The sequence below is a fragment of the Collimonas sp. OK242 genome, assembly GCF_900107095.1.
Lineage (GTDB): Bacteria > Pseudomonadota > Gammaproteobacteria > Burkholderiales > Burkholderiaceae_D > Collimonas.
Window position 1 is genome coordinate 85215 of sequence record NZ_FNOR01000013.1, and the last position, 23515, is coordinate 108729.

Here is a 23515-nt window from a genome sequence, read left to right on the forward strand (position 1 = left end):
ACCCTGAGCTGGATCCGCCGCTGCAACAAACGTGCATTCGTGCGCAGAGAGGTCACCATGAACATGCAATTATTCCACGAGCTCGCTTTCTATCTGATGTACGCCTGTGCCGCCCTGGCGATATTCGTGATTGTCGAACGCGGACTGTTTTTCAACTACACGCTACGCCAGGCAATCGGCCTGGAAAGAGCCATGACGCACGCCGTGCAGCACGTGCAAGAACTGCCGGCCGCACTGACATCCCGTGCCAGCTTGCCGCTGACGCTGGTGTCCGACATCCTGGCGGAAAAACATCAGCTGGCCAGTGAAAAGGACCTGGAAGATTTCAGCGAATCGGTGTACATCGCCAACCGCGGCGAGGTGCAGCACCGGTTGTGGATTCTGGACACCATCGTCACCGCCGCGCCCCTGCTCGGCCTGCTCGGTACGATTTTGGGTATCATCGATACTTTCAAGGCACTGGCGGTATCCGGCGTATCCGATCCGGGCCAGGTATCGCAAGGTATAGGCACCGCTTTGTATGCGACAGCGCTGGGTATCGGCATCGCGGTGGTCGGCATGTTTTTCTTTAATATGTTCCAGGAACGGATCGAGCGCATCAACGATCATTTGAAAGTATTGATGCTGCGTGCCTGCGTCGGCCGGGCGGCTGGCAACGATATGCAGCGCGATATAAATGCGGCGGCGGCAGAATCCGGTAAATTGCATCTCGCCTGATGGGAATTGAAATGCATAAGCTGATCACCACGCTGGCGATACTGCTCGGTTGCGCCGGCAGCGCCCAGGCCGAATTCAGCATTCCCGGTTATGAACTGGTGCACACCGCCCCGGTGGAAACCACCTTGGCAACGCCCGATTTGCGTGAACCGCTGCAAGTCTGGAGCGAAATGTTCGACGCCGCCAGGCAGCAAATCGTGCTGGGCCAGTTTTATGCGGCGAGCCAGCCTGGCGCGGCCTTCGAGCAGGTAATAGCACGGCTCGCCGCCGCCGGTGCGCGCGGCGTCAAGATCCGCTTCCTGATGGAAGAAAAAGGAAAATTCGCCTCCGATATGCCTACCATCGAAAGGCTCAGGCAGATTCCCAATCTGGAATTCCGCTATCTCGATTATTCCAAGCTGACCGGCAACGGCATCATCCACGCGAAATATTTGGTGGTCGATGGCAGCGCCGCCTACGTCGGCAGCCAGAATTTCGACTGGCGCTCGTTTGCCCACATCCATGAGACCGGCTTGCGCGTGACTGACGCCGCGGTCGTCAGCCAGCTGCAGAATATCTTCGAACACGACTGGCATGCGCAGGAGCTGATCGCGCAGGGCAAGCAAGTGCCGAAACTTAACCAAAGCGTGGTTGCCGCCAACGACCGGCAAGCGACATTCCTGGTGGCCAGCCCGAACGCGTTTAACCCGCCCGGCGTCGGCGACTCGGAAACGGAATTGCCGAAACTGCTGGCGGCGGCCAAATCCGAGGTCCGGATCCAGCTGCTCGACTATGCGCCGTTAAGCTACGGTCCGAATCGCACACGTCCTTATTACGCGGTGATTGATGATGCGATCCGTGCGGCGCTGGCGCGCGGCGTCAAGGTCAAGATGATGGTGTCGAACTGGAATACCGAAAAGCCGGCGATCGCTTATTTGAAAAGCCTGGCGCTGCTGCCCGGCATGGAAATCAGGATCGTCACGCTGCCGCAGGCCAGCACCGGCTTCATTCCTTTCGCCCGCGTAATCCACAGCAAGACCATGGCGATCGACGGCCAGCTGGCATGGATAGGCACCAGCAACTGGAGCGGCGGCTATCTGGATAATTCGCGCAACCTGGAAATCGTGCTGCGCAATGAACAGATGGCGCAACGGATCGCGGAATTGCACCAGCAAACCTGGGATTCGGCATATGCGCAGCCTATCGATGTGATGAAGGATTATCCCAAGCCGGTGAAAGGCCAGGAATAATCCTGCTTGCGCCTGGCCTCAGCTAACCTCAGACAGCGCCGACCACGGCGGTCAGCATGCTGATGGAACCGATATCGATGCCATCGACTGCAATCGAAATCGTTTCGTCATCCTGCTTGGCGCCGGCGACGTACAGCAAAGGCAGATAGTGCTCTGGCGTCGGCACCGACAATTGCGCATCCTGGCCCTGGTCGGCATAGTCGATCAGCGACTGCATATCGCCGCTCACCAGGCTTGCGCGGATATGGTCATTGAAGCGTTGGGCCCAGTCATATCCCGGCGCAGCCTGGCTGCGGCTCATCAAGCGCAGGTTATGCACCACATCGCCGCTGCCGATGATCAGCACACCCTGTTCGCGCAATACCGCAAGCTTGCGCCCCAGGTCAAAATGAAACTGCGCCGGCTGGGTCGCATCGATACTGAGTTGTATCACCGGTACATCGGCCTTGGGAAAGGCTTTGACCAGCACCGACCAGGTGCCGTGATCGAGTCCCCAGGATTGATCCATGGCGACCGCTACCGGCGCCAACAGATCGCGCACTTGCGCCGCCAGTTGCGGATCTCCCGGCGCCGGATAGCGGACATCGAACAGCGCTTGCGGAAAGCCGCCGAAATCGTGGATGGTCTTCGGCTGCGCCATCGCGGTGACACCGGTGCCGCGCGTGTACCAATGCGCGGATACCGACAGGATCGCCCTCGGCTGCAGCTGCGCCGCGCTGGCGCCCAGCTGCTCCCAGGCCGCGGTGTAGCGATTGTCTTCGAGTGCATTCATCGGGCTGCCGTGACCGAAAAAAAACGCCGGCATGCGGGTGGCAATGGTGCTCATCTTGATCTCTTTCAATCAGCTTATTTGTCAGGTTGCTTGCCGGCCTTGGCCGAGCCCAGCGCAAACGCGCCGTTGCCCAGCAAGGCAACTGCAATGGCGCTGACCACCATGAAGGCAGGATATTCCCAACCGCCGTTAGGGCTGGTGAAAACCCAACCGTTGCCGGCATGTACCGATAATGCCCCTAATAATACCGGCAGCGCAATCACGGCGGCAATCCGCGCCTGCAGGCCAAGCACCATGGCAATCCCGGTCAGCACTTCAACCGCCACCACCGGGTAGACCGACCAGGCCGGAAAACCCTGGCTGGCAAAGAAACCGGCAGCGCCCGGCAAAGTGAAAACGAAAACCTTGAGATAGGCATGCGCCAACAGCGCGATGCCTAAAGTAAGCCTGAGCAAGGTGGCGGCGTAGATGCCAGGATGGTTGCTGTTCATGGTAGGACTTTCGCAAGAAATGGTTAACGGCCAGGAAATTCATGGAGTTTGTGTGACTATATATTCTTGCAATAGAAAGAAAAATGACGTTTTATTGAAATACTATTTCCGAATTCCAGAATAATAAGGCCTTGCGATGAATCTGTTCGAAGCCATGAAGGTGTTTGTCAAGGTGACGGAAACCGGCAGCCTGTCGGGCGCGGCACGCAGCCTGAACCTGTCGAATCCGTCGGTGACGCGGCATATCGCCGACCTGGAGCAATACCTGGGTGCGCGCCTGTTGAACCGCAGCACGCGCCGCCTCAGCCTGACCGATACCGGCAGCGCCTATCTGGAGCGCTGCCAGCAGCTGCTGGCCGATCTGGAACAAGCGACGCTGGCGGCCGGCATGCACGCCGCCAATCCGAGCGGCGTGTTGCGTATCAATGCACCGGTGTCTTTTTCCGTCAATCATCTGGGCTTGCTTTTACCGCTCTATGCGCAACGCTACCCCAATGTCGAACTGGATGTGACTCTATCGGACCGGATTGTCGATCTGGTCGAGGAAGGTTTCGATCTGGCGATACGCATAGGCAGATTGCAAAATTCCAGCCTGGTGATGCGCAAACTGGCTCCCGCCCATGTGCTGACCTGCGCCGCGCCGGCCTATCTTGCGCAGCACGGCATACCGCAGCATCCCGCCGACCTGGCCCGCCATACTTGCCTGACCTATGCCTACACGCTGCCGGACAATGAATGGCGCCTGCAGCGCGGCGGCAAGATCCACACGGTACGCATCAGCGGCGGCTTGCATTGCAATAACGGCGACCTGCTGCTGGCGGCGGCCGTTGCCGGCATGGGCGTCATACGGCAACCGACCTTCATCATCGGCGATGCGATCCGCGACGGCCGCCTGGTGCCGATCCTGACCGACTACCATGGCGATGCGCTGGCGATTCACGCGGTGTATCCGAGCCGTCAGCATTTGTCGGCCAAGGTCCGCACCTTTGTCGATTTCCTGGTGCAGCAATTCGGCGAAGTGCCGGCCTGGGACCGCGCTCTGCCGATATGAATAAAGGCCGCATTTGCGGCCTTTACTTTATCCTGAAGCTGGAAGCGCTACCGGCCTTGCTTCCCGGCCTTACTTCTTGCTCTTGGGCGCGGCAGCCTTGGCCACTTGTTCACTGGCGTTGTTCAGGTTGGCTTCCAAGGTCGCCACGGCCTGCTTGGCGTTCTTGGTCAGCTGTTCATAACCTGCGTTGGCGTTGCTGATCACCGATTTCAAGATCGAGATCGCGTTTTCCGAACCGGCTGGCGCGCTCTTGCTGACCTCTTCTATCAAGGCATTGATGCGGCGGCTGGTTTCCGCAACTTGCGCTTCTGCTGCGCGCGTATACTCAGCCTGGGCGCCGGAAGCGATGCCGGCCAGGTGGCGGCCGTAGGCTACTGCCTTTTCGGCTCGCGGCTTGGCTTGCGCGGCCGAGATGGAGAGGAATTCCTGCGGGTCCTTGGCGCTCAGCAGTTGCTTGGTGGCGTCCCCGGATTCTCCCATTGACGCCTTGGCGGCATTGAGATTGAGTTCGATGACTTTTTCAACGCCCTCGAAGGTTTTTGCGGTCAGGGTATTGAGCAATGCCAACTGGGCTTCAAAATGTGCTTTGGTTGCTTCGGCAAACTTTTCATGAAACGAAAACATGGCCTTCTCCTGTGTGAACAAATCATCTCTCGCTATCAACATGGCAATATTGCACATTCTGTAAGCAAAATGTGCATTTGCCTCCCGCCAAACCTGACAATCCACTAACTGTCTGTTGCGGCGCAAGCCTTCCTGCCTTGCGGCTTGCCGCCATGACCGGTACGGCAAGCGCGGTAGGCGACAACCGTACTTTCGAACACCTGGCGCGCCTGCGGCGCCGGCAGTTTCGCCATCCGCTCAGCCAGCTTGCGGCTGACCTGGAAATGCTGGTAATCGACAGGTTTTTTCCAGTCGCCACCCCAAATCAGAAAGCCATGCTGCGCGAATAGTTCCACGATTTGTTCACTGCTTCCCGGCCGGCTTGCTTGCCGTTTGCCGTACGCCTGGCCAGCCGGCGGACTGTAAGCCAGCCGCCCCTGGGCATCACGCTGCACATACGGATTTTGCAAAGGATTAATATCGATCGCCAAACCGTAGGCATGCAGGGACACTGAGCTGCCGCCGGTAATCGGCCGGTCGTTAAAGGCCGAGCTATTATTTTCCGCCATCGATGCGTCGTCGTTGCCTTGATAATGCTCCATCAGGCGGGCCTGCGCAAGCGGGAAACGGCGCTTGAGAAGTTCGTCAAACAGCGCCTTCACCTGCGGCGCAACTGCAGCCATCACCATGATCTCGCCGTCGTCGTGACGTGCCCGGTCAAAGTCGACATACGAGAAACGCACTATTTGCAGCTGCCGGCAAGCGACCGGCGCGCCAGGCTGCAGCACATGCTGCTTGAGGATCGCGCATTGTTCGGCATCAAGCCCGGAAGTGCCGGATCGTGCATGCGCATGCGGCGCCAGGCCGGCCAGCAGCGGAATCACCAGCAGCATGGACAGACGCAAGCCGGCAACAGGAATGGAGAACAGCGCCATCGGCTTCAGCTCACCGGCGGCATGACCAGTTCATGCACCACCAGGCCGGCGTCGGAATTGCCGAAGGTGTCGGCGTTGGCCCGGATCCGCTCGCCGGCCTGCATGGCGTCGGCATAACCCTGCTCCCAACGCCATTCGATCGAGCCGCGCGAAAAATTGATGTCCTTGGATGGCATGTTCCAGTCGCGGCCGCTGTAACGCAGGCGCACGATATGAATCGTGCTGTCGTCGTTCAAGCCTTGGAACTCCTTGAGGTCGGCCTTGCTGCGCAACGCTGGCGGCAGCTTGTCATACAACGCTTTCGCAGCCCGCCGCAGTTGATACATGCGCAAATAATTTTCGATATGGCGCTCTGAACGTGAAGCAAAGGTCACGTCCTTCTGACGATTGGTGATCTGGTCCAGCGTCACCGGCTCGGGACCGTTGGCGCTCCACAAATCCACCATGACGCATAGCGTGTTGCCATCGACATCGGCCTTGGATTCGTCGTCCAGCACAACTTCCAGCGGCGTATTCGAATACAAGCCGCCATCCCAGTACAGCTCGCCGTCTATCCGTACCGGCGCAAAACCGGGCGGCAAGGCGCCGCTGGCCATGATGTGCTCAACTCCGATCTGCCGCTCGCGGGAATCGAAGTTGACCAGGCTGCCGCACGCCACCTTCATCGCACTCACGGTCAGGCGCATGGCGCCGGGAGCGTTCAGATGCTTGAAATCGACCAGACGTGCCAGCGTTTCGGCCAGCGGGGCAGTATCGTAAAAACTGGCTTGCTCAGGCAGGACCGGCCAGCCCAGCACAAAGGGATTCGGCGAGCGCGGCGAGAAAAATCCCGGCACGCCGCGGGTGGTGACGTCAGCCGTGGTCCACCAGGTATTGAACTGGCGCGCGCCATCGGTGACTTTACTCATATCCATCAGGTCGCCATGGCCGACCTGCTCCCAGAACTCCTTCAGTCGCGATAAGCGCAGATCGCGTTCGTTACCGGCGATGATGGCGGCGTTGATGGCGCCGATCGAGGTTCCCACCACCCAGTCCGGCGTCAGGCCGTTCTCGTGCATCGCATGATAGACCCCGGCCTGATACGCCCCCAGCGCGCCCCCGCCCTGCAGCACCAGCGCCACCCGCGGGGTGAGCGATTCGGCTTTGGTTTCAGTGCGGATGTTTGCTTTGGAGGTGGTTTTATTGCTCATTTGATACCCATCTTGTGTTGGGAAGAGCAACCATATTAACCGATCGCGCCAAGAGACGACGACGGCCGGGCATATGCCATCAATTTGTCATCCGGCCATCATAAACGGTAACGATTCTCATTTGTGTTATAGTAATCCTGCCTTAAATGTAACAATTTGTTACCGGCAATAAATCACCATTCCACCATCAAAAGAGGAGTTCCCATGCTTTTGCGCTCTATCGTCGCCGGCGCCATCCTGGCCGCCAGTTCAGCCGCTGCCTTCGCGCAGGATCAAGTGTTGAACCTGTATTCCGCACGCCACTATCAAACCGACGAAGCGCTGTATGGCAACTTCACGAAAAGCACCGGCATCAAGATCAATCGCGTCGACGGCGACGACGCCGGCACCATCGCACGCCTGAAAAGCGAAGGCGCTGCCAGTCCGGCGGATGTGATTTTGCTGGTGGATGCGGCGCGTCTGTGGCGGGCAGAAAACGACGGCCTGTTCCAGCCGGTGCAATCGGCCATCCTTGATGAACGCATCCCGCGCAACCTGCGCGGCAAGGACGACGGCAAGGGATCGCAGTGGTTTGGCTTTTCGACCCGCGCCCGCGTGATCGTCTACAACCAGCAAAACATCCGGCCGCAAGACGTCGAGACCTACGAAGCGCTGGCCGATCCGAAGAACAAGGGCAAGCTGTGCACCCGTTCCGGTTCGCATCCTTACAATGTGTCGCTGTTCGGCTCCTTGCTGGAGCATCATGGCGAAGCCAAGACCGAAGCGCTGCTGAAGGATTACGTTGCCAACCAGGCGCGCTCGCCGGTCGGTGGCGATACCGATCAGATCAAGGCGGTCGCCTCCGGCGAATGCGGCGTGGCGATTTCGAATTCCTACTACGTTGCGCGACTGATGAAGTCGAGCAAAGCGGAAGATGTCGAAGTAATGAAAAAAGTCGGCGTGGTCTGGCCTAACCAGAACACCACCGGCGCCCATGTCAATATCGCCGGCGCCGGTGTCGCCAAGCATGCGCCGCATCGTGCAGCGGCTATCAAGTTCCTGGAGTACCTGTCCAGCGACGATGCCCAGCGTTATTTCGCCGAAGGCAATAACGAAACGCCGGCAGTCAAAGGTGTCAAGAGCGGCAACCCGGCGCTGGATGCGCTCGGCCCTTATAAAGCCGAGGTGATCGATGTCTCTGCGGTTGGCCGCAACCAGCAGAAAGTGCAGCAATTGCTGGATCGCGCCGGCTACAAATAAGCAACCGGGAAAGCCCGAAAAGGGACGCTTCAAGAAGACTGGCGCGCGCTGCGCCAGCCTTTTTTCCTAGCCGCGAGCTGTCTATTTTTTCCTGATCATGTAGATCGCCAGTCCTACCAGCAGCACCACGCCAAACTCCAAGCCAACCACAATATATTGCGCCATGATGATTACTTATTCAAAAAGTCATGCAATTAATGAAGGAAAGGTCACCACGTGACTCACATCCAGTTTGATGCCGATCCACTCATCGATCGCATGATCGTGATGGGACGGCACTAATGCCAGCAACTCCTGGCCGCTCGCCAGTTGCAGCGTGTATAAGAAATCCGCGCCGCGGAAAGACTTGCGCTTGATCCGCGCCTTGAACGGGGAAGCATCGTCATGCACGATATCATCCGCGCGCAGCAATACGTCAAACGGATCGCGCCCGTGAACCTGGAGCGCCTGCAACACCGATGCGCTGATATCCTGCAAATCGCCCAATACTGTCGATACTGCCAGCCGGCCGCCGCCGTCGACCAGGCGGCCCGGCAGCAACACCCCGTGACCGATGAAATCGGCGACAAAGCGTGTCGCCGGACGATGGTACAAATCGTAAGGCGCCGCCCATTGCTGCAGATGGCCGTGCTGCATCACACCGACCACATCGCCGATAGCGAAGGCTTCCAGCTGATCGTGGGTCACCATCAGCGCCGTCATACCGGCCTGCTTCAGAATCTGCCGCACATCATGCGCCAGACGCTCGCGCAACTCGATGTCCAGGCTGGAAAAAGGCTCATCGAGCAGCAGCAAACGCGGCTCCGGCGCCAAGGCGCGCGCCAACGCCACCCGCTGTTGCTGGCCGCCCGACAATTGATGCGGATATTTTTCCTGCGCGCCTTCCAGGCCCACCAGCGCCAGCATCTCTTCAACCCGCCGCAGGCGTTGCGGGCGCGACATGCCATGCAAACCGAAACCGACGTTGGCCGCAATGTCCAGATGCGGGAACAAGGCGAAATCCTGGAACACCATGCCGATGCGGCGCTGCTCGGCGTCGATCCTGGCTTGCGGCCCATCCAGCAAGACCTGATCCAGGGCGATTTTTCCGCTCTGCGGCTGTTCCAGGCCCGCAATCGAACGCAGCAAGGTGGTCTTGCCGCTGCCCGAGGGGCCGATCAGCACTCCGAGCTGGCCGGCAGCAAGCTGCAGCGACACGGCTTGCACCGCTGGCGCTGGTGCGCCTGGATAACTGACACTGATCTGATCGAGAGTGAGGAACATGGGAAAAGAGTACATGAAGCTGGTTACAATCCGGCTGGCTCGGGATGAACGCTTGCCTGCCGCTTAAGTCGAAGTTGTCCTGCGACACTTGATACGAAGTTTTGTACGAAGTGTCGTACGAAGTTTCGTAGTTTACAGCACTCTCATTTAAATCCAGCATTTCCCTTCTTTCATACACATGTCACTGATCGCCTTAACCGCGCTGCTGATCGCTGTTCCCATACTCGGCATCGGCGCCGCCTGGCTGCAGCTGGATGCCGCGGCGCTTGATCTGCTGTCGCAGCAGATGCAGACGGTGTTGCCGGCTTATCTGGGCACATCCGCCTGGCTGGCATTGGCAGTGACTGCCGGTGTCGTGCTTGTCGGCGCCGCCACCGCGGTCACGGTCAGCCTGTTCGAATTCCGCGGCCGCCGTTTTTTCCAATGGGCGCTGCTGCTGCCCATGGCGATGCCGGCCTACGTGTCGGCCTATGCCTATACCGATTTCCTGCAATACAGCGGCTTGCTGCAGAGCAGTTTGCGCCAGCTCATCCCGGGCTTGCGCCTGCCGGAAATACGCAGCCTGCCCGGTGCGATCTTCCTGTTCATTTTTACGCTCTATCCCTACACCTACCTGCTGGCGCGCAATGCCTTGAACGAGCGCGGAGTGCATCTGCTGGAAGCCGCGCGCTTGCTGGGCACGCCTTTAGCGGCGCGCATCCGCCGCGTGGCGCTGCCGCTGGCGCGGCCGGCGCTGATGGCCGGCGCCGCGCTGGCATTGATGGAAACGCTGGCCGACTACGGCGTTGGCGCCTACTTCGGCCTGAGCACTTTCACCACCGGCATTTATAAGGCCTGGCTGGTCATGGACAGTCATATGGCGGCGGCACAACTGGCATCGGTATTGCTGGTTATGGTCGCACTGTTGTTGTGGGTCGAACGCAAGGGCCAGCAGCGGCTGCGCTTTTCCAGCGTGCGCGGACAACGCAGCGATGCACAGGAAACCCGGCTCACTCCCTTGCGCGATGGCCAGCGCATGCTGGCCTGGCTAATCTGCGGCTTGCCGATCATGCTCGGCTTTATCTTGCCGGTATTGATCCTGCTGCGCCTGATGGGGCGCGAATTCCTGCACCAGGAAAGCGATCCCTACCTGAATAGCGGTGTCGACTTGCTGCGTTATGCCGGCTGGGCCTGGAACAGTTTCCGCTTCGGCGCCATCGCCGCAGTACTGGCGGTAGCGGTAGCGTTAGCGCTTAGCTATGTGCAGCGAGCCCGCAATTTACCGCCGTTCAAACTATGGCTGCTGCGCCTGGTGACACGCATGGCTGGCATGGGTTATGCCGTTCCCGGCTCAGTGATTGCGGTGGGCATCCTGTTGCCGTTGGCATGGCTGCAAACGGCAGCGCCGCAAAACCAGGTCGGAATTCTGGTGACGGCCACCTCAATCGGTATCTTGTACGCCTACCTGGTGCGCTTTAGCGCGGTTGCCGTGCAGTCAATCGAAGCCGGCTACGCCCGCATCCCCACCACTCTGGACGAAGCGGCGCGCACCCTCGGCAGCAGCGGCTGGCGCATCGCCCGCATCTTGCACGCGCCGCTGCTGTGGCGCTCGATGGCGACCGCATTCCTGATGGTGTTCGTGGATGTCGTTAAGGAGTTGCCAGCCACCCTGTTACTGCGGCCGTTCAACACCGATACGCTGGCGGTGATCGCCCACAACCTGGCGCGCGACGAGCGGCTGGGCGAAGCGGCGCTGCCGGCGCTGACCATTGTTGCGGTAGGGCTGATTCCGGTATTGTTGGTCACACAGGCGCTCAGCAAGCGCTGAGGCGTAAAATGACGCATTCCGCAGTTTCTGCCGCCAAACTTTCCGCTAGCCAATTATGACCATCTTGCTGTCCACGCTCAACGCGCGTTATTCCCACGCCTCTCTCGGGTTGCGCTATTTGCAGGCGAACATGGGCGATCTGCGCGAAGCTACGCAATTGCACGAATTTGTGATCGGCGCCAAGACCACCGATATCGTCGAGAAACTGCTGGCGCACAAGGCCGATACCGGCACTACCATCGTCGGCTTCGGCGTGTATATCTGGAATATCGAGGAAACCACCAAGGTTGTGGCGATGCTGAAACGGGTGGCGCCGGACATGGTGATCGTCCTGGGCGGACCGGAAGTGTCCTACGAATCGGCGGAACAACAAATCGTCCAGCTCGCCGATTATCTGGTGACCGGCTGGGGCGACGTAACCTTGCCGCAGTTATGCCGGCAGATCCTGCATGGCCCGAAGCCCTTGATGAAAGTCCATGTCGGGGTGCAGCCGCCGATGGCCGATATCGTCTTGCCATATAGCTTGTACAGCGAGCATGACATCGCCCATCGCACCTTGTATGTGGAAGCCTCGCGCGGCTGTCCGTTCAAATGCGAATTCTGTTTATCGGCGCTGGACAAGACCGCATGGCCTTTCGCCCTCGATAATTTCCTGGCCGAGATGGAATCGCTGCATGCGCGCGGCGCACGGCTGTTCAAATTCGTCGACCGCACGTTTAACCTGAACGTCAAGACCAGCCTCAAGATCCTGCAATTCTTTCTCGACAAGCTGGCGGCCAATCCCGACGACCCGGTATTTGCCCACTTCGAGCTGGTGCCGGATCATTTGCCGGATGCCTTGAAGGAGTCGATCTCGCAATTCCCGCCCGGCGCGCTGCAATTCGAAATCGGCATCCAGAGCTTTAATCCGGAAGTCCAGGCGCTGGTCAGCCGCAAGCAAAACAATGAAAAAGCGGCAGAGAACATTCGCTGGCTGATACAGCAATCGCAGGCGCATCTGCATGTCGACCTGATCGCCGGCCTGCCGGGCGAAGATGTCGCCAGTTTCGCCCGTGGCTTCGATCGCCTGGTGGAGCTGCAACCGCATGAAATCCAGTTCGGCATCCTCAAGCGCTTGCGCGGCACGCCCATCATTCGCCATACCGAACCCTACGGCTTGATCTTCGACCCGCATCCGCCCTATACCATCCTGGCGACCAAGCAGATCGATTTCCCGACCATGCAGCGCCTGCAACGGTTCTCGCGCTACTGGGACCTGGTCGCCAATTCAGGCCGCTTCGCCCACACGTTGCCGATCTTGCTGGGCGCTACGCCGTTTGACAATTTCATGGCGTTTTCCGACTGGCTGTACGGCAAGACCGATGCCACCCACCGGATTGCACTGGATCGGCTGGCGGGCCTGGTCGGCCAGTGGTTGCGTTTGCAGGGAATGAGCGAGAGTGCGGTCAACGCCGTGCTCAGCACGGACTATGCGGGCAAAGCGGCCAAGCAAACGGATTTGCCGCCGCTCGCTGTCAAACCTGAGGGCCTGGTTGCCCCCAAGCGCCAGGCACGGCATCTAGCCCATTGATTGCTTGCTGCTACTGACGTCCTGCATGGTTTGGCGCCAGGCGCCGATCAGCTGCTGCGCAACGCTGCCCATGGAGGCCAGCGCGACGCTGCTGCTGTGATTGATGATCATCAAGGCATAGACGTCGGCGAGCGCGTTGACCTCGGGTGACAACGCGCACTCTTCCCCTACCGCAGGCCGCTGCAGGCGCCAGTAATTAATGGCTTGTTCCAGTTCGGGCATTGAGATATTCATGGCTTTATTGTACCTGCCGAAAGGCGCTTGTCAGCTACTCGGCCAGAGTATTGTCAAAAAACCACGCCGGCCACCAGAATGATGTTGGCGTAAGGCGTGAACTCGCCGCTGCGGATAACGGCTTTGGCGCTCTGCGTCATATGCTTGAAATCGGCATGCGACAAGGTCCGCTTGTCGGCCAGGCCGAGAGCGTCGATCTGTTGCGCCAGCTGCGGGCTGTGCAAGGGCAGTTCGTCGGCCAGCACATGATGTTCAACCTGCATTTCCGTCAATACCGTTTGCAAGGTCACCAGGAAGCCGGGCACGCCGCGCGTCAGCGCCAGATCGATCAGCGGCACGCCGGGCGGCACCGGCAAACCGGCATCGCCAATCACGATACTTTCGCCGTGGCCGAGTGATGCAATCAGTTGCGACAGAGCGATATTCAATAAGGGGCTTTTTTTCATCTCAGGCTTCCAGTTCGCGACGGTAAGGGATCGAGGTTTGCGCACCGATGCGCGCCACGCTCAAGGCTGCCGCGCGTTGGCCGAAGGCGATGGCCTCGGCTTCGCCGCGGCCTTCGGCCAGCGCCGCGACAAAGCCGCCGATGAAGGTATCGCCGGCGGCGGTAGTATCGACCGCCTTGGTCGGCTGCGCGGCAAAATGGACGGAACCGGACGTCAGCGCGGCATAGACGCCCTTCGCGCCCAGCGTGACCAGTATATTGGCGCTGCCGGCGGCGCGCAATGTTGCGACCGCTGCTTCGATTGCAGCATCATTATCCAGACTGGCAGCGCTCAGCCCGGCCAGCATGGCCGCCTCGATTTCGTTCGGGATCAAATATTCCACTTGCGCCAGCAAATCGGCAGGCAAGGCTTGCGCAGGCGCCGGATTCAACACTACCACCTTACCCAGTCCGTGCGCCAGCTTGATCGCATGGCGCACCGTGGCCAGCGGCGTTTCCAGCTGCAACACGACGATACGCGCCTGTCCGATCAAACTGCGTGCAGCGTCGATATGGGCCGGGCTCAGCGCGTCGTTGGCGCCGGCGGCCAGTACGATACTGTTCTGGCCGCTGGCATCGACCAGAATCGAGGCCACGCCGGAAGCTTCGCCTTCCATTGTGCTGACATGGCTGTCGTCGACGCCGTCGTTGCGCAATGCGGCGCGCAGCTCGACGCCGAAGGCATCGTCGCCGAGGCAGGCGATCATCGCCACCTTCACGCTATCGGCGCTGAGGCGCGCGCAAGCGACTGCCTGATTCGCGCCCTTGCCGCCGGCGATGGTCTGGAAGCGGCCGCCGGACAAGGTTTCGCCGGGATGCGGCATGCGCGGCACGCGTAGCACCAGGTCCATGTTGATACTGCCGATGATGACTATCATGTGTGTTCTTAAAAATAAGAGTTACGAGAACTTCCCGTCGTCACGACTTTACGGTCGAGTCGCGGATGTGCAATTCCGGGGCAATCGAAATACGCTGCAAAGGACGGTCGGGCGTGGCAATCCGCTGCAACAGGCATTCGGCGGTAAGTTGCCCAAGCCTGCGCGTATTCTGCGCCACGCTGGTCAAGGTCGGATGGACGAACTGCGCCAGGTCGATATCATCGAAACCCACCACCGCCAGCGCCTCAGGCACCGCGATGCCGCGCTCCGCCGCAGCGCGCAAAGCGCCGATCGCCATCAGATCGTTACAGCAGAAAATCGCATCCGGCGCTTGCGGCAATGCCAGCAGGCTGCGTGCCGCCAGATAACCGCCGGCGCTGGTGAAATCGGCGTAGGCCAGCAAGGTCTCTGGCAATTCGACACCTGCGGCCAGCAACGTCTGGCGCAAACCGCCGATCCGCTCGCGCGAAATGGCGATGTCTTGCGGGCCGCCGATACAAGCGATGCGGCGTCGCCCCAGGCTCAGCAGATGCGCCGCCGCCAGCGCACCGCCGGCGCCATTGTCGACCGCCACCAGATCGATCGCCATGTCTTTCGGCGCCCGGTCCAGCAGCACGGTCGGCACCTTCATCTTGCGCAGCAGTTCGCCATCGGTCTGGGCCAGCGTCGCCACGATCAGGCCGTCGCAGCGCTTGGTCAGCAGCACATTCAGATAGTCGCGCTGCTTGGCTGGATCGTCATCCGAATTGCACAGGATGACGCTGTAGCCGGCGGCATAGCAACTGTCTTCGATGCCGCGCGCCACTTCTGAAAAATACGGATTGGTGTTGTTCGGGATAATCAGGCCGATACTGCCGGTAGTCTTGCTTTTCAAAGAGCGCGCCAGCGCGCTCGGCACATAGGCCAGCGCTGCCGCCGCCGCCAATACCCGCGCCCGGGCATCGTCGCTGACCGGGCGGGTCTGGTTCAGGACGTGCGACACCGTGGTGTATGAGACCCCGGCCGTGCGCGCCACATCCTTGATGGTTGCCATATTATTTACTCAATTGCTGATTGCGGAGCCGTAGCTGAATGTACAGATAATGTAAAGATTAATGGCTTGAACGCTCACCGCGGCGGCGATAAGTATCCAGTACCACCGCGGCAACAATCACCAGTCCGGTGATGATGCGTTTCATCGGTTCGCTGACGCCGACTTGCGCCAAGCCCGCTTCCAGCACCGAAATAATCAAGACGCCGATGAAAGTGCTGATCACCGAGCCGCGCCCGCCCATCAGGCTGGTGCCGCCGATCACCACCGCCGCAATCACCTGCAGTTCCAGGCCGACGCCGCCGTTCGGATCGGCCGCTTCCAGCCGCGATACCTGGAACAGCGCGCCGACGCCGGCCAGCAAACCCATCAAGGCAAACACCAGCACCTTGCTAGGACGCGGATTGATGCCGGACAAGCGCACCGCCTCCTCATTGGTGCCGATGCCGATCCAGTGGCGTCCCAGCACGGTCTTGGTCAATACCAGCTGACCGACGATGACGATCAGGATGGCGGACAGGAAGGCCGGCGACATGCCGAACAAGATCGGCGAACTGATGCCGTCCACCGCGCTGCCGATATATTCAGTGCGCGAATTGGTGACCTGATAAGCCAGGCCGCGCGCCATTTCCAGCACGCCCAGCGAGACGATGAACGAAGGAATGCGCCAGCCGACCGAAATCAGGCCGGTCAGCATGCCGCACAGACTGGCCACGAACACGCCCAGCACGGCGGCCGTAAACAAAGGCCAGCCCCAGCGCACCATCGCCATCGACAGCACCGAGGCCGCCAGCGCCATCACCGAACCGACCGAAAGGTCGATGCCGCCGATGATCAGCACAAAGGTCATGCCGACTGCCATCACCACCAGCGTCGGAATGTCGTTGGATAAAGTAGTGAACGTGGCGGAGGTCAGGAAATTTTCGCTTAAGATAGAAAACAGCACGCACATCGCAAGCAGCGCGCCGATCAGGCCCAGGTAATTCTTCAGGCCGGACATGCTTCGGGTAACAGAGAGAATTGTCATGATTTTCGATTATGTTGTATGCGGCGCGCTTCAGGCGGCTTGCGCGCTTGTTGTGTCTGCAGGAATATTGCCGTTGCCATTCACGTAGCCGCTGAAGGCTGCCGCCAGAATCTTCTCCTGGCTCCATTCGCCGCGCACGAAGGTGTCGACCAGCTTGCCGGCGCTCATCACTGCGATGCGGTCGCAAATCAGCATCAGTTCGCGCAGGTCGCTGGAAACGATCAACAGCCCCTTGCCTTGCCGCGACAGTTCGGCCAGCAGCTTGTAGATATCGAATTTGGCGCCGATATCGATGCCGCGGGTCGGCTCGTCGAACAGCATGATCGGGCAATCGCGATATAGCCAGCGCGCGATAACCACCTTCTGCTGGTTGCCGCCGGAAAGTTCTCCCGCTGCCTGCAGGCCGTTGCGCGAGCGGATCCGCAAGCGCTTGATGTAGTCGCCGGCGACCTCGGCTTCTGCCTGCTTATCCAGCACCCCGAACTGGCTGACAGAAGACAGCTTGGCCAGCGTAGTGTTGAGTCCGATCGATTGCGACAGCAGCAAGCCCTGGCTCTTGCGGTCCTCGGTGATCATGGCGATGCCGGCTGCGATGGCTGCTTTCGGCGATGAAATTTTCGCCGCTTGCGCTTGATCGCCGATGAATATTTCACCCTGATCGGCGCGATCCGCACCGAAAATCAGGCGCAGCAATTCGGTGCGGCCAGAGCCGATCAAGCCGGCGACGCCGAGAATTTCGCCCGCGTGTAAATCGAATGAGGTAGGCGCAACCACCGCGCCGCGGCCAATATCGCGCACGCGCAGCAAAGCTGCGCCGATGCTGCGATGGCCTAGATCGAGTTCAGCTTCCGCAGCGCGGCCGACCATCAGCTGCACCAGCGCGTCCGTGCTGTAGCCGCCGATAGCGTCGTCGCATACCAGCCGGCCATCGCGCAATACGGCGATGCGGTCGGCAACCCGCTTCAACTCTTCCAGCCGATGCGAGATATAGATGATGGCGACGCCTTCCGACTGCAGCCGCGCAATCTGCGTGAACAGTAATTCGACCTCGCGGCTGGTCAGCATGGCGGTAGGTTCGTCCAGCACCAGCAAGCGGCAGCTGCCGATCAGGTTGCGCGCAATCTCCACCATTTGCTGATGGCCCACACCCAGCTCGCCGACCGGCGTCCAGGGATCGATATCGGCCATGCCTACCGCCGCCATCTGGACTCGCGTAGCCTGCGCCAGCGCAACCTTGTCGATCCAGCCGAAGCGGTGCGGCAGCTGGTTGAAGTACAGGTTTTCGGCAATGCTCAGGGTTGGAATCAGATTCAGTTCCTGCATCACCATACGGATGCCGAGATGCTCGGCTTCCTTGCGCGAACCCGGCCGGTAGCTATGGCCGTCGAGCAGCATGCTGCCGGTGGTCGCGTCTACCAGGCCGCAGACGATTTTCGACAGCGTGCTTTTGCCGGCGCCGTTTTCACCGGTCAGGGCAAGTATCTGACCGGGACTGATGCTGATTGAGACCTCGCTCAATACCGGTTCGACGTAGGTTTTGCCAATTCCGCTCAAGCTTAATAAAGGAACTGCGGATGCAGCGGCACGCACCTCAGACTGGTGCGCCGCGTTGAATTCATTGGACATTCTGTCCTCCACCATGACAGCTGTACTTAAGCTGATTGGGAACAGGGTAAGCCGCCGCACGCTTGGCTCGGCGGCTCCTCAACCCTGTCCCGCAATTACGTTGCGCAGTTACGTTAATTACTTGCTGTCTTTGGTCACCAGCGCAACCTTGGTTTCAACCGTGCCGCCGAGCGTGTTCTGGGCTTTTTTGTCGGTAATCGCCTTCAATACCGTCTCGATGCCGAACACCGCTTGTTGCGAAGCAAACTGATCGGCTGTCGCCAGCACGCGGCCATCTTTCAGCATCGGCTTGATGGCGTTGATGTTGTCGTAGCCAACCACCAGCACTTTGCCGGTCTTGCCGGCAGCCTTGACGGCAGCGACCGCGCCCAGGGCCATGTTGTCGTTACCAGCCAGCAATGCCTTGATGTCCGGATGCGCATTCAGCATGGCGGCGGCAATCTGGTTGCCCGGGGCCATTTCCCATTGGCCGGATTGCACCCCAACCACGTTCGCGCCAACCGCGCTCATGGCATCCTGGAAGCCCAGGGTGCGCTGCTGCGCATTGATGGTGGTGGACACGCCTTCGATGATGCCGACCTTGTCGCCGCGCTTGATCTGCTTGGCCAGGTAGTCGCCGACCAGCTTGGCGCCCTTGCGGTTGTCCGGGCCGACGAACGGCACCGTGATGCCTTTTTCCTTGAGCGCTGCGTCGTCCAGCTTGTTGTCGATATTCACCACGATGATGCCGGCGTCGATAGCTTTCTTGATGACGGGCACCAGCGCTTTCGAATCGGCGGGAGCGATTACCAGGCCGTTGACCTTGGAAACGATCATCTGCTCGACGATCTTGATCTGGTTCGAAGTGTCTTGCTCGTCCTTGATGCCGTTGGCAATCAGCTCATATTGGGCGGCGTGGGCTTTCTGATGTTCCTTGGCGCCGTTTTCCATGGTCAGGAAAAATTCATTGGCCAGCGATTTCATCACCAGCGCAACCTTTGGTTTGGCGGCGGTTTGCGCCATGGCAGGCAGAGACGGCAAGGCACAGACCAGAACAGTGGCAGCAATCAGCTTGAGGCGGATACGGGTATTCATCGAAAGTCTCCTGAAAATGTTATTGAATGCGGTTTTTGAGTGCCGCTATTAAATGCTTGCTGAACGGCATATCCGTTCGGATCGGCATGCCATCATTTGGAACGCGCAAACGTTTGCGCGAGTTGATGATAGCACCAGATCCGGGGAAAATTCAAGGTCGCCGTATTGCTTGATAAAACGACAAAAATTGCCCGGGAGGCTGATTTGGAAAGATGCTGATCTTCAAGCCGGGTCCCGATCAGGCCGACAAGTAGCGCTCCAGGCGCTGCGCGCCATCTGCCAGACGTTCCAGCGAACTGGCAAAACACCAGCGCACATAACCTTCGCCTTCGGGGCCGAAGGCATTGCCCGGCGCCAGGCCCAGTCCGGCATCGCGCACCAGCTGCTTGCACAGCGCCAGGCTATCGTCGACGCCGTCGACGCGGAAGAACAGATACATTGCGCCCTTCGGCCGCGGCGCAGTAATCCCCGGCAAGGCGTTCAAGCGCTGATACAGGAAATCACGCGCTGCACGGTAACGGGCCACCGTGTTGCCGATGATTTCGTCGCCGCGCTCGATGGCGACGACGCCGGCGCGTTGTATGAACCCCGGTGCGCAGGAAGTGTTGTACTCGATCAGCTTGCCGATATCCGTCATCAGCGCCGGCGGCGCCACCAGCCAGCCGAGCCGCCAGCCGGTCATCAGCCAGGATTTGGAAAAACTGTTGGATGAAATCAGCCGGTCGTCGGCAGCGGCGATGTCCAGGAAGGACGGCGCACACTGCGGTGCGTCGGCCTGCTCGGTGTACACCAGCCGTTCATAGACGTCGTCGGCTACGATCCAGATGCCGTGCCGGCGGCAGTGCGCCAGCACGATTTCCTGCTGCTCGCGCGGCATGACCCAGCCGGTCGGATTATTCGGCGAATTCAGCAAGACTGCGCGGGTGTCCGGCGTCAAGGCGTCCAACAACTGCTGCAGATCGAGTTCCCAGGTCTGGCCGAACTGCAAGGCCACCCGCACGACTTCGGCGCCGAGGATTTTCGGGATTTCGGCGACGTTCGGCCACAGCGGCGTTACCGCCACCACCCGGTCGCCAGGGTTGATGATCAGTTGCGACAACACCATCAGTGCCGATACGCCGGAGGAAGTGACCGCTATCCGGCCAGCGTCCAGCGGTTGGTGCAGGGCAGATAAATAAGCGGCAATCGCCGCGCGCAAAGGCGGGATGCCGTAGTTGTGGGTGTAAAACGTGTCGCCGTCATCGAGTCCGGCCTTGGCCGCATCGCGAATGAAGCCCGGGGTCACCTGATCCGGCTCGCCGAACCAGAACGGCAATACGTCGCCGCGGCCCATACCGGCGTTGGCGACCTCGCGGATACGCGAGGCTTCAAGTTGGCGCACCACGGCGCGGGCGACAGCAGGATGATCCAAAGGCATGGCAATATCCGGTGAGCGGTAATTGAGCGGAAAACAATGCCGGCGAAAGCTGGCCGGCGACAACCAAGCATGTCAGGAAGTGTAGCTGAAGCATCCCGCGTTGTGGCACGGTGGAATCACCAAGCCAATCGTCGCAGTGGTCGCCGCGGCAATAAAAAAGCCGCTCGATGAGCGGCTTCTTCTAAGCTAGACCAACGCTTATGCAGCTTTACGCTTGGCGACCACTTTTTTGGGCGCCGCTTTTTTAGCCGCCGGTTTCTTGGCTGCGGGCTTCCTGGCTGCCGGCTTCTTCGCTACCGCCGCTGCCTCGCCATCTTCGCCTTCGACCGCAGCAGCTTTTGCCTTGCCCTTGGCTGGCGCCTTGGCTTTGCGCTCTTCAAACTCGAAGCTGACCTTGCCATCCTTGCCCTTGACCAGGAAGGCTTTGAACGGCCGGCGCGTACGTTGCGAGATAAAGCCCGGCAACAAATCGGTCTTGCCATCATTGAGCAGCTTCACCATTTGCTCCGGCAATATCTCTTGCTGGAGAATGATGCGGCCGCTACGGAAATCGCAAGCTTTCGGTTTGGCTACGGATTTTTCGCAGACATAGGCCAAGCCCATTTCGTAGACGCCGCTGCCGCATTTCGGACATGGACCAAGCGCGGTCTGGCCGGTGAAATCCACACCCTCGCCATCTTCGCCTTCGCCGTCGTTCTGGCCGAAATCGAATTCCAGCTTGAAGTTCTTGATCTCTTCGTCGCGGCTGATTTTCAGGATCGCGGCAAACGGCCGGCCCATCTTCGAGCGGAACCCTTGCAGCGGACCGATGGTGCGCTTGGTCAGCAATTCTTCGACTTCAGGAATTTCAAACTGACGGCTGCCTGGTGTCTTGCTCATCGAGAATTCGCATTTGGTACAGGCGAAGCGGCGATAGTTTTCCTTGACCACGCTGCCGCAATTCGGACACGGCGCCAGCAAGGTGGCGTAGTCGCCGGGGATGGTGTCGTTATCGTATTCCTTGGCGCGCTTGACGATGATCTGGGTCAGCTGCGCGATCTCGCGCATGAACTCTTCACGGCTGATGGTGCCGCGCTCGATCTGCGACAGCTTGTGTTCCCATTCGCCGGTCAGCTCCGGTTCCGTCAATTCATCCACGCCGAGACCGTGCAACAAGGTCATCAACTGGAATGCCTTGGCGGTCGGCATCATTTCCCGGCCTTCACGCAGCAGATACTTTTCGTTCAGCAAACCTTCGATGATGGCGGCGCGCGTGGCTGGCGTACCCAAACCTTTACCTGCCATGGCTTCACGCAGATCGCCGTCGTCCAGCAATTTTCCTGCGCCTTCCATCGCCGACAGCAAGGTCGCTTCGGTGTAGCGCGCAGGCGGCTTGGTGACCAGGCCGTTGGCGGTAATCTTGTCGGTCTTGACCTTTTCATCCTTGGCCACGGCAACCAGCGTGCCGCTGTTTTCCGGATCCTTGTCATCCGCGGCTTCCTTGCCGTAGATCGCCAGCCAGCCCGGATTCGTCATGACCTTGCCTTCAGTCTTGAACTGATGGCCGGATACTTCGGTGTAGCGGGTGGTGACCTGGAACTCGGCGGCCGGAAAAAAAACCGCCATGAAACGGCGGGTAACCAGGTCGTACAGCTTCTGCTCCGGTTCCGACAGATTCTTCGGCGCCTGAGTGGTCGGGATGATCGCGAAGTGATCGCTGATCTTGGTGTTGTCGAAGATCCGCTTGTTCGGCTTGACCCAGCCCTTGTTCAGGATCTGCGCAGCGAACTGCTGATAGTTATTATTCTCCGACACCGTTTCCAGCGCTTGCTTGACGGTGCTCAGGTAATCTTCCGGCAGGTGACGCGAATCGGTACGCGGATAGGTCAGCACCTTATGCTTTTCGTACAGCGCCTGCGCCAGGCCAAGCGTGTTCTTGGCGGAGAAGCCGAAGCGCGAGTTGGCTTCGCGCTGCAGGCTGGTCAGGTCGAACAGCGCCGGCGCCATCGAGGTGGTCGGCTTCGACTCCTCGCGCACGTTGCCCAGTTTGCCGCGGCAGGCGGCAACGATGGATTCGGCGGCAGCTTTGCTCCACAGCCGCTCGGCGCGCTTTTCCGGATCGGTTTCATCCTTCTTGTGCGCGGTGTCGAGCCAGCGGCCTTCGTAGATACCGGCAGCGCAGACGAAGTCGGCGCGCACTTCCCAGAAATCGCGTGGCACGAATTTCTTGATCTTCTCTTCGCGCTCGACCACGATCGACAAGGTCGGCGTCTGCACCCGGCCGACGGTGGTCAGGTAGAAACCGCCTTCTTTCGAATTGAAGGCAGTCATTGCGCGGGTACCGTTGATGCCGATCAGCCAGTCAGCTTCGCTGCGGCAGCGGGCGGCGTCGGCCAGCGGCAGCATGTCCTTGTCTTCACGCAAGTGGGTGAAACCGTCGCGTATCGCGCCCGGCGTCATCGATTGCAGCCAGAGCCGCTTGACCGGCTGCTTGGCTTTCGTATATTGCGCGATCAGGCGGAAAATCAGCTCGCCTTCACGCCCAGCGTCGCAGGCGTTGATCAGTGCGGTGACGTCCTTGCGCTTGATCAGCTTGTTGAGCACCTTGAGTCGCGACTCGGTCTTGGCGATCGGGTTCAGCGCGAAGTGCGGCGGAATCATCGGCAGATGGGTGAAAGTCCATTTGCCGCGCTTGACGTCGTATTCTTCAGGAACGGCGATTTCCAGCAGATGGCCGACCGCCGAGGACAGGACGTATTCGTCGGATTCAAAGTACTCATCGTGCTTGGTGAAGCCGCCGAGCGTCTTCGCGATGTCGTTCGCGACAGATGGTTTCTCAGCAATGATGAGGGTCTTGCTCATAGTGTTGTCTCGAAAGTTACGCGCATCATAATAAGGA

Annotated in this window: 21 protein-coding genes; 6 read left to right on the plus strand and 15 right to left on the minus strand. The window is 59.8% G+C overall.

Features of this window, described 5'->3' with window-relative positions:
• Positions 1-57 precede the first annotated feature (57 nt).
• Together BLV81_RS15620 and BLV81_RS15625 are read left to right on the plus strand one after the other, a co-directional pair.
• Entirely contained in the window at positions 58-717 is a 660-nt protein-coding gene (locus BLV81_RS15620; protein ID WP_092357888.1) for a MotA/TolQ/ExbB proton channel family protein, read from the plus strand.
• Between the two features lie 11 nt (positions 718-728).
• Complete coding sequence (locus BLV81_RS15625; protein ID WP_092358046.1) at positions 729-1946, plus strand: phospholipase D-like domain-containing protein; 1218 nt, start codon at positions 729-731, stop codon at positions 1944-1946.
• A gap of 28 nt (positions 1947-1974) precedes the next feature.
• Here BLV81_RS15625 and ygiD read toward each other — a convergent pair whose 3' ends face one another.
• The gene (ygiD, locus tag BLV81_RS15630; RefSeq protein WP_176992852.1) at positions 1975-2772 is read right to left on the minus strand and encodes a 4,5-DOPA-extradiol-dioxygenase; all 798 of its coding nucleotides are present in this window, start codon (positions 2770-2772) and stop codon (positions 1975-1977) included.
• Positions 2773-2792: 20 nt separating this feature from the next.
• On the minus strand, positions 2793-3209 hold the full coding sequence (locus tag BLV81_RS15635) for a DoxX family protein (protein WP_092357890.1): 417 nt from the start codon (positions 3207-3209) through the stop codon (positions 2793-2795).
• A 136-nt stretch (positions 3210-3345) separates the two neighbouring features.
• Between BLV81_RS15635 and BLV81_RS15640 the strand changes: the two genes are divergently transcribed.
• Positions 3346-4260 (plus strand): LysR family transcriptional regulator, encoded by a 915-nt coding sequence (locus BLV81_RS15640; protein ID WP_092357891.1) that lies wholly within the window; start codon positions 3346-3348, stop codon positions 4258-4260.
• A gap of 69 nt (positions 4261-4329) precedes the next feature.
• Here the strand turns inward: BLV81_RS15640 and BLV81_RS15645 are convergent, their stop codons facing one another.
• From BLV81_RS15645 to BLV81_RS15655, 3 genes are all read right to left on the minus strand, one after another.
• Positions 4330-4884, minus strand: a complete 555-nt coding sequence (locus tag BLV81_RS15645; RefSeq protein WP_092358050.1) for a phasin family protein — start codon at positions 4882-4884, stop codon at positions 4330-4332.
• 104 nt (positions 4885-4988) lie between these two features.
• The gene (locus BLV81_RS15650) at positions 4989-5798 is read right to left on the minus strand and encodes a M15 family metallopeptidase (protein ID WP_255365257.1); all 810 of its coding nucleotides are present in this window, start codon (positions 5796-5798) and stop codon (positions 4989-4991) included.
• Between the two features lie 5 nt (positions 5799-5803).
• Positions 5804-6988, minus strand: a complete 1185-nt coding sequence (locus BLV81_RS15655) for a patatin-like phospholipase family protein (protein ID WP_092357892.1) — start codon at positions 6986-6988, stop codon at positions 5804-5806.
• Positions 6989-7192: 204 nt separating this feature from the next.
• Between BLV81_RS15655 and BLV81_RS15660 the strand changes: the two genes are divergently transcribed.
• A complete protein-coding gene (locus BLV81_RS15660) occupies positions 7193-8227 on the plus strand; it encodes a Fe(3+) ABC transporter substrate-binding protein (RefSeq protein ID WP_092357894.1) in 1035 nt (344 codons plus the stop codon).
• A 186-nt stretch (positions 8228-8413) separates the two neighbouring features.
• On the opposite strand, the gene BLV81_RS15665 is transcribed toward BLV81_RS15660, so the two are convergent.
• Positions 8414-9490, minus strand: coding sequence for an ABC transporter ATP-binding protein (locus tag BLV81_RS15665; protein ID WP_092357896.1), 1077 nt, complete (start codon positions 9488-9490; stop codon positions 8414-8416).
• Between the two features lie 178 nt (positions 9491-9668).
• Here BLV81_RS15665 and BLV81_RS15670 point away from each other — a divergent pair, with 178 nt between their 5' ends.
• Together BLV81_RS15670 and BLV81_RS15675 are read left to right on the plus strand one after the other, a co-directional pair.
• Positions 9669-11297: an ABC transporter permease gene (locus BLV81_RS15670; protein WP_092357897.1), complete on the plus strand. Its 1629-nt coding sequence runs from the start codon at positions 9669-9671 to the stop codon at positions 11295-11297.
• 55 nt (positions 11298-11352) lie between these two features.
• Complete coding sequence (locus BLV81_RS15675) at positions 11353-12867, plus strand: B12-binding domain-containing radical SAM protein (RefSeq protein ID WP_092357899.1); 1515 nt, start codon at positions 11353-11355, stop codon at positions 12865-12867.
• Here BLV81_RS15675 and BLV81_RS15680 read toward each other — a convergent pair.
• The 9 genes from BLV81_RS15680 to BLV81_RS15720 all read right to left on the minus strand — a co-directional run bounded on the left by BLV81_RS15680 (position 12856) and on the right by BLV81_RS15720 (position 23478).
• Positions 12856-13101 (minus strand): DUF3717 domain-containing protein, encoded by a 246-nt coding sequence (locus BLV81_RS15680; protein WP_092357901.1) that lies wholly within the window; start codon positions 13099-13101, stop codon positions 12856-12858. The two genes, BLV81_RS15675 and BLV81_RS15680, sit on opposite strands and share 12 nt — an antisense overlap.
• 53 nt (positions 13102-13154) lie before the next feature.
• Entirely contained in the window at positions 13155-13547 is a 393-nt protein-coding gene (gene rbsD, locus BLV81_RS15685; protein WP_092357903.1) for a D-ribose pyranase, read from the minus strand.
• 1 nt (position 13548) lies between these two features.
• On the minus strand, positions 13549-14463 hold the full coding sequence (gene rbsK, locus BLV81_RS15690; protein WP_092357905.1) for a ribokinase: 915 nt from the start codon (positions 14461-14463) through the stop codon (positions 13549-13551).
• Positions 14464-14503: 40 nt separating this feature from the next.
• Complete coding sequence (locus BLV81_RS15695; RefSeq protein ID WP_092357907.1) at positions 14504-15496, minus strand: LacI family DNA-binding transcriptional regulator; 993 nt, start codon at positions 15494-15496, stop codon at positions 14504-14506.
• Between the two features lie 58 nt (positions 15497-15554).
• Positions 15555-16520 (minus strand): ABC transporter permease, encoded by a 966-nt coding sequence (locus BLV81_RS15700; RefSeq protein ID WP_092357909.1) that lies wholly within the window; start codon positions 16518-16520, stop codon positions 15555-15557.
• Positions 16521-16550: 30 nt separating this feature from the next.
• Positions 16551-18146, minus strand: a complete 1596-nt coding sequence (locus BLV81_RS15705) for a sugar ABC transporter ATP-binding protein (RefSeq protein WP_092357911.1) — start codon at positions 18144-18146, stop codon at positions 16551-16553.
• A 117-nt stretch (positions 18147-18263) separates the two neighbouring features.
• Complete coding sequence (locus tag BLV81_RS15710; protein ID WP_092357913.1) at positions 18264-19220, minus strand: sugar ABC transporter substrate-binding protein; 957 nt, start codon at positions 19218-19220, stop codon at positions 18264-18266.
• Positions 19221-19458: 238 nt separating this feature from the next.
• Positions 19459-20637 (minus strand): pyridoxal phosphate-dependent aminotransferase, encoded by a 1179-nt coding sequence (locus BLV81_RS15715; protein WP_092357915.1) that lies wholly within the window; start codon positions 20635-20637, stop codon positions 19459-19461.
• A gap of 198 nt (positions 20638-20835) precedes the next feature.
• Positions 20836-23478: a DNA topoisomerase III gene (locus BLV81_RS15720; protein ID WP_092357917.1), complete on the minus strand. Its 2643-nt coding sequence runs from the start codon at positions 23476-23478 to the stop codon at positions 20836-20838.
• Positions 23479-23515 lie beyond the last annotated feature (37 nt).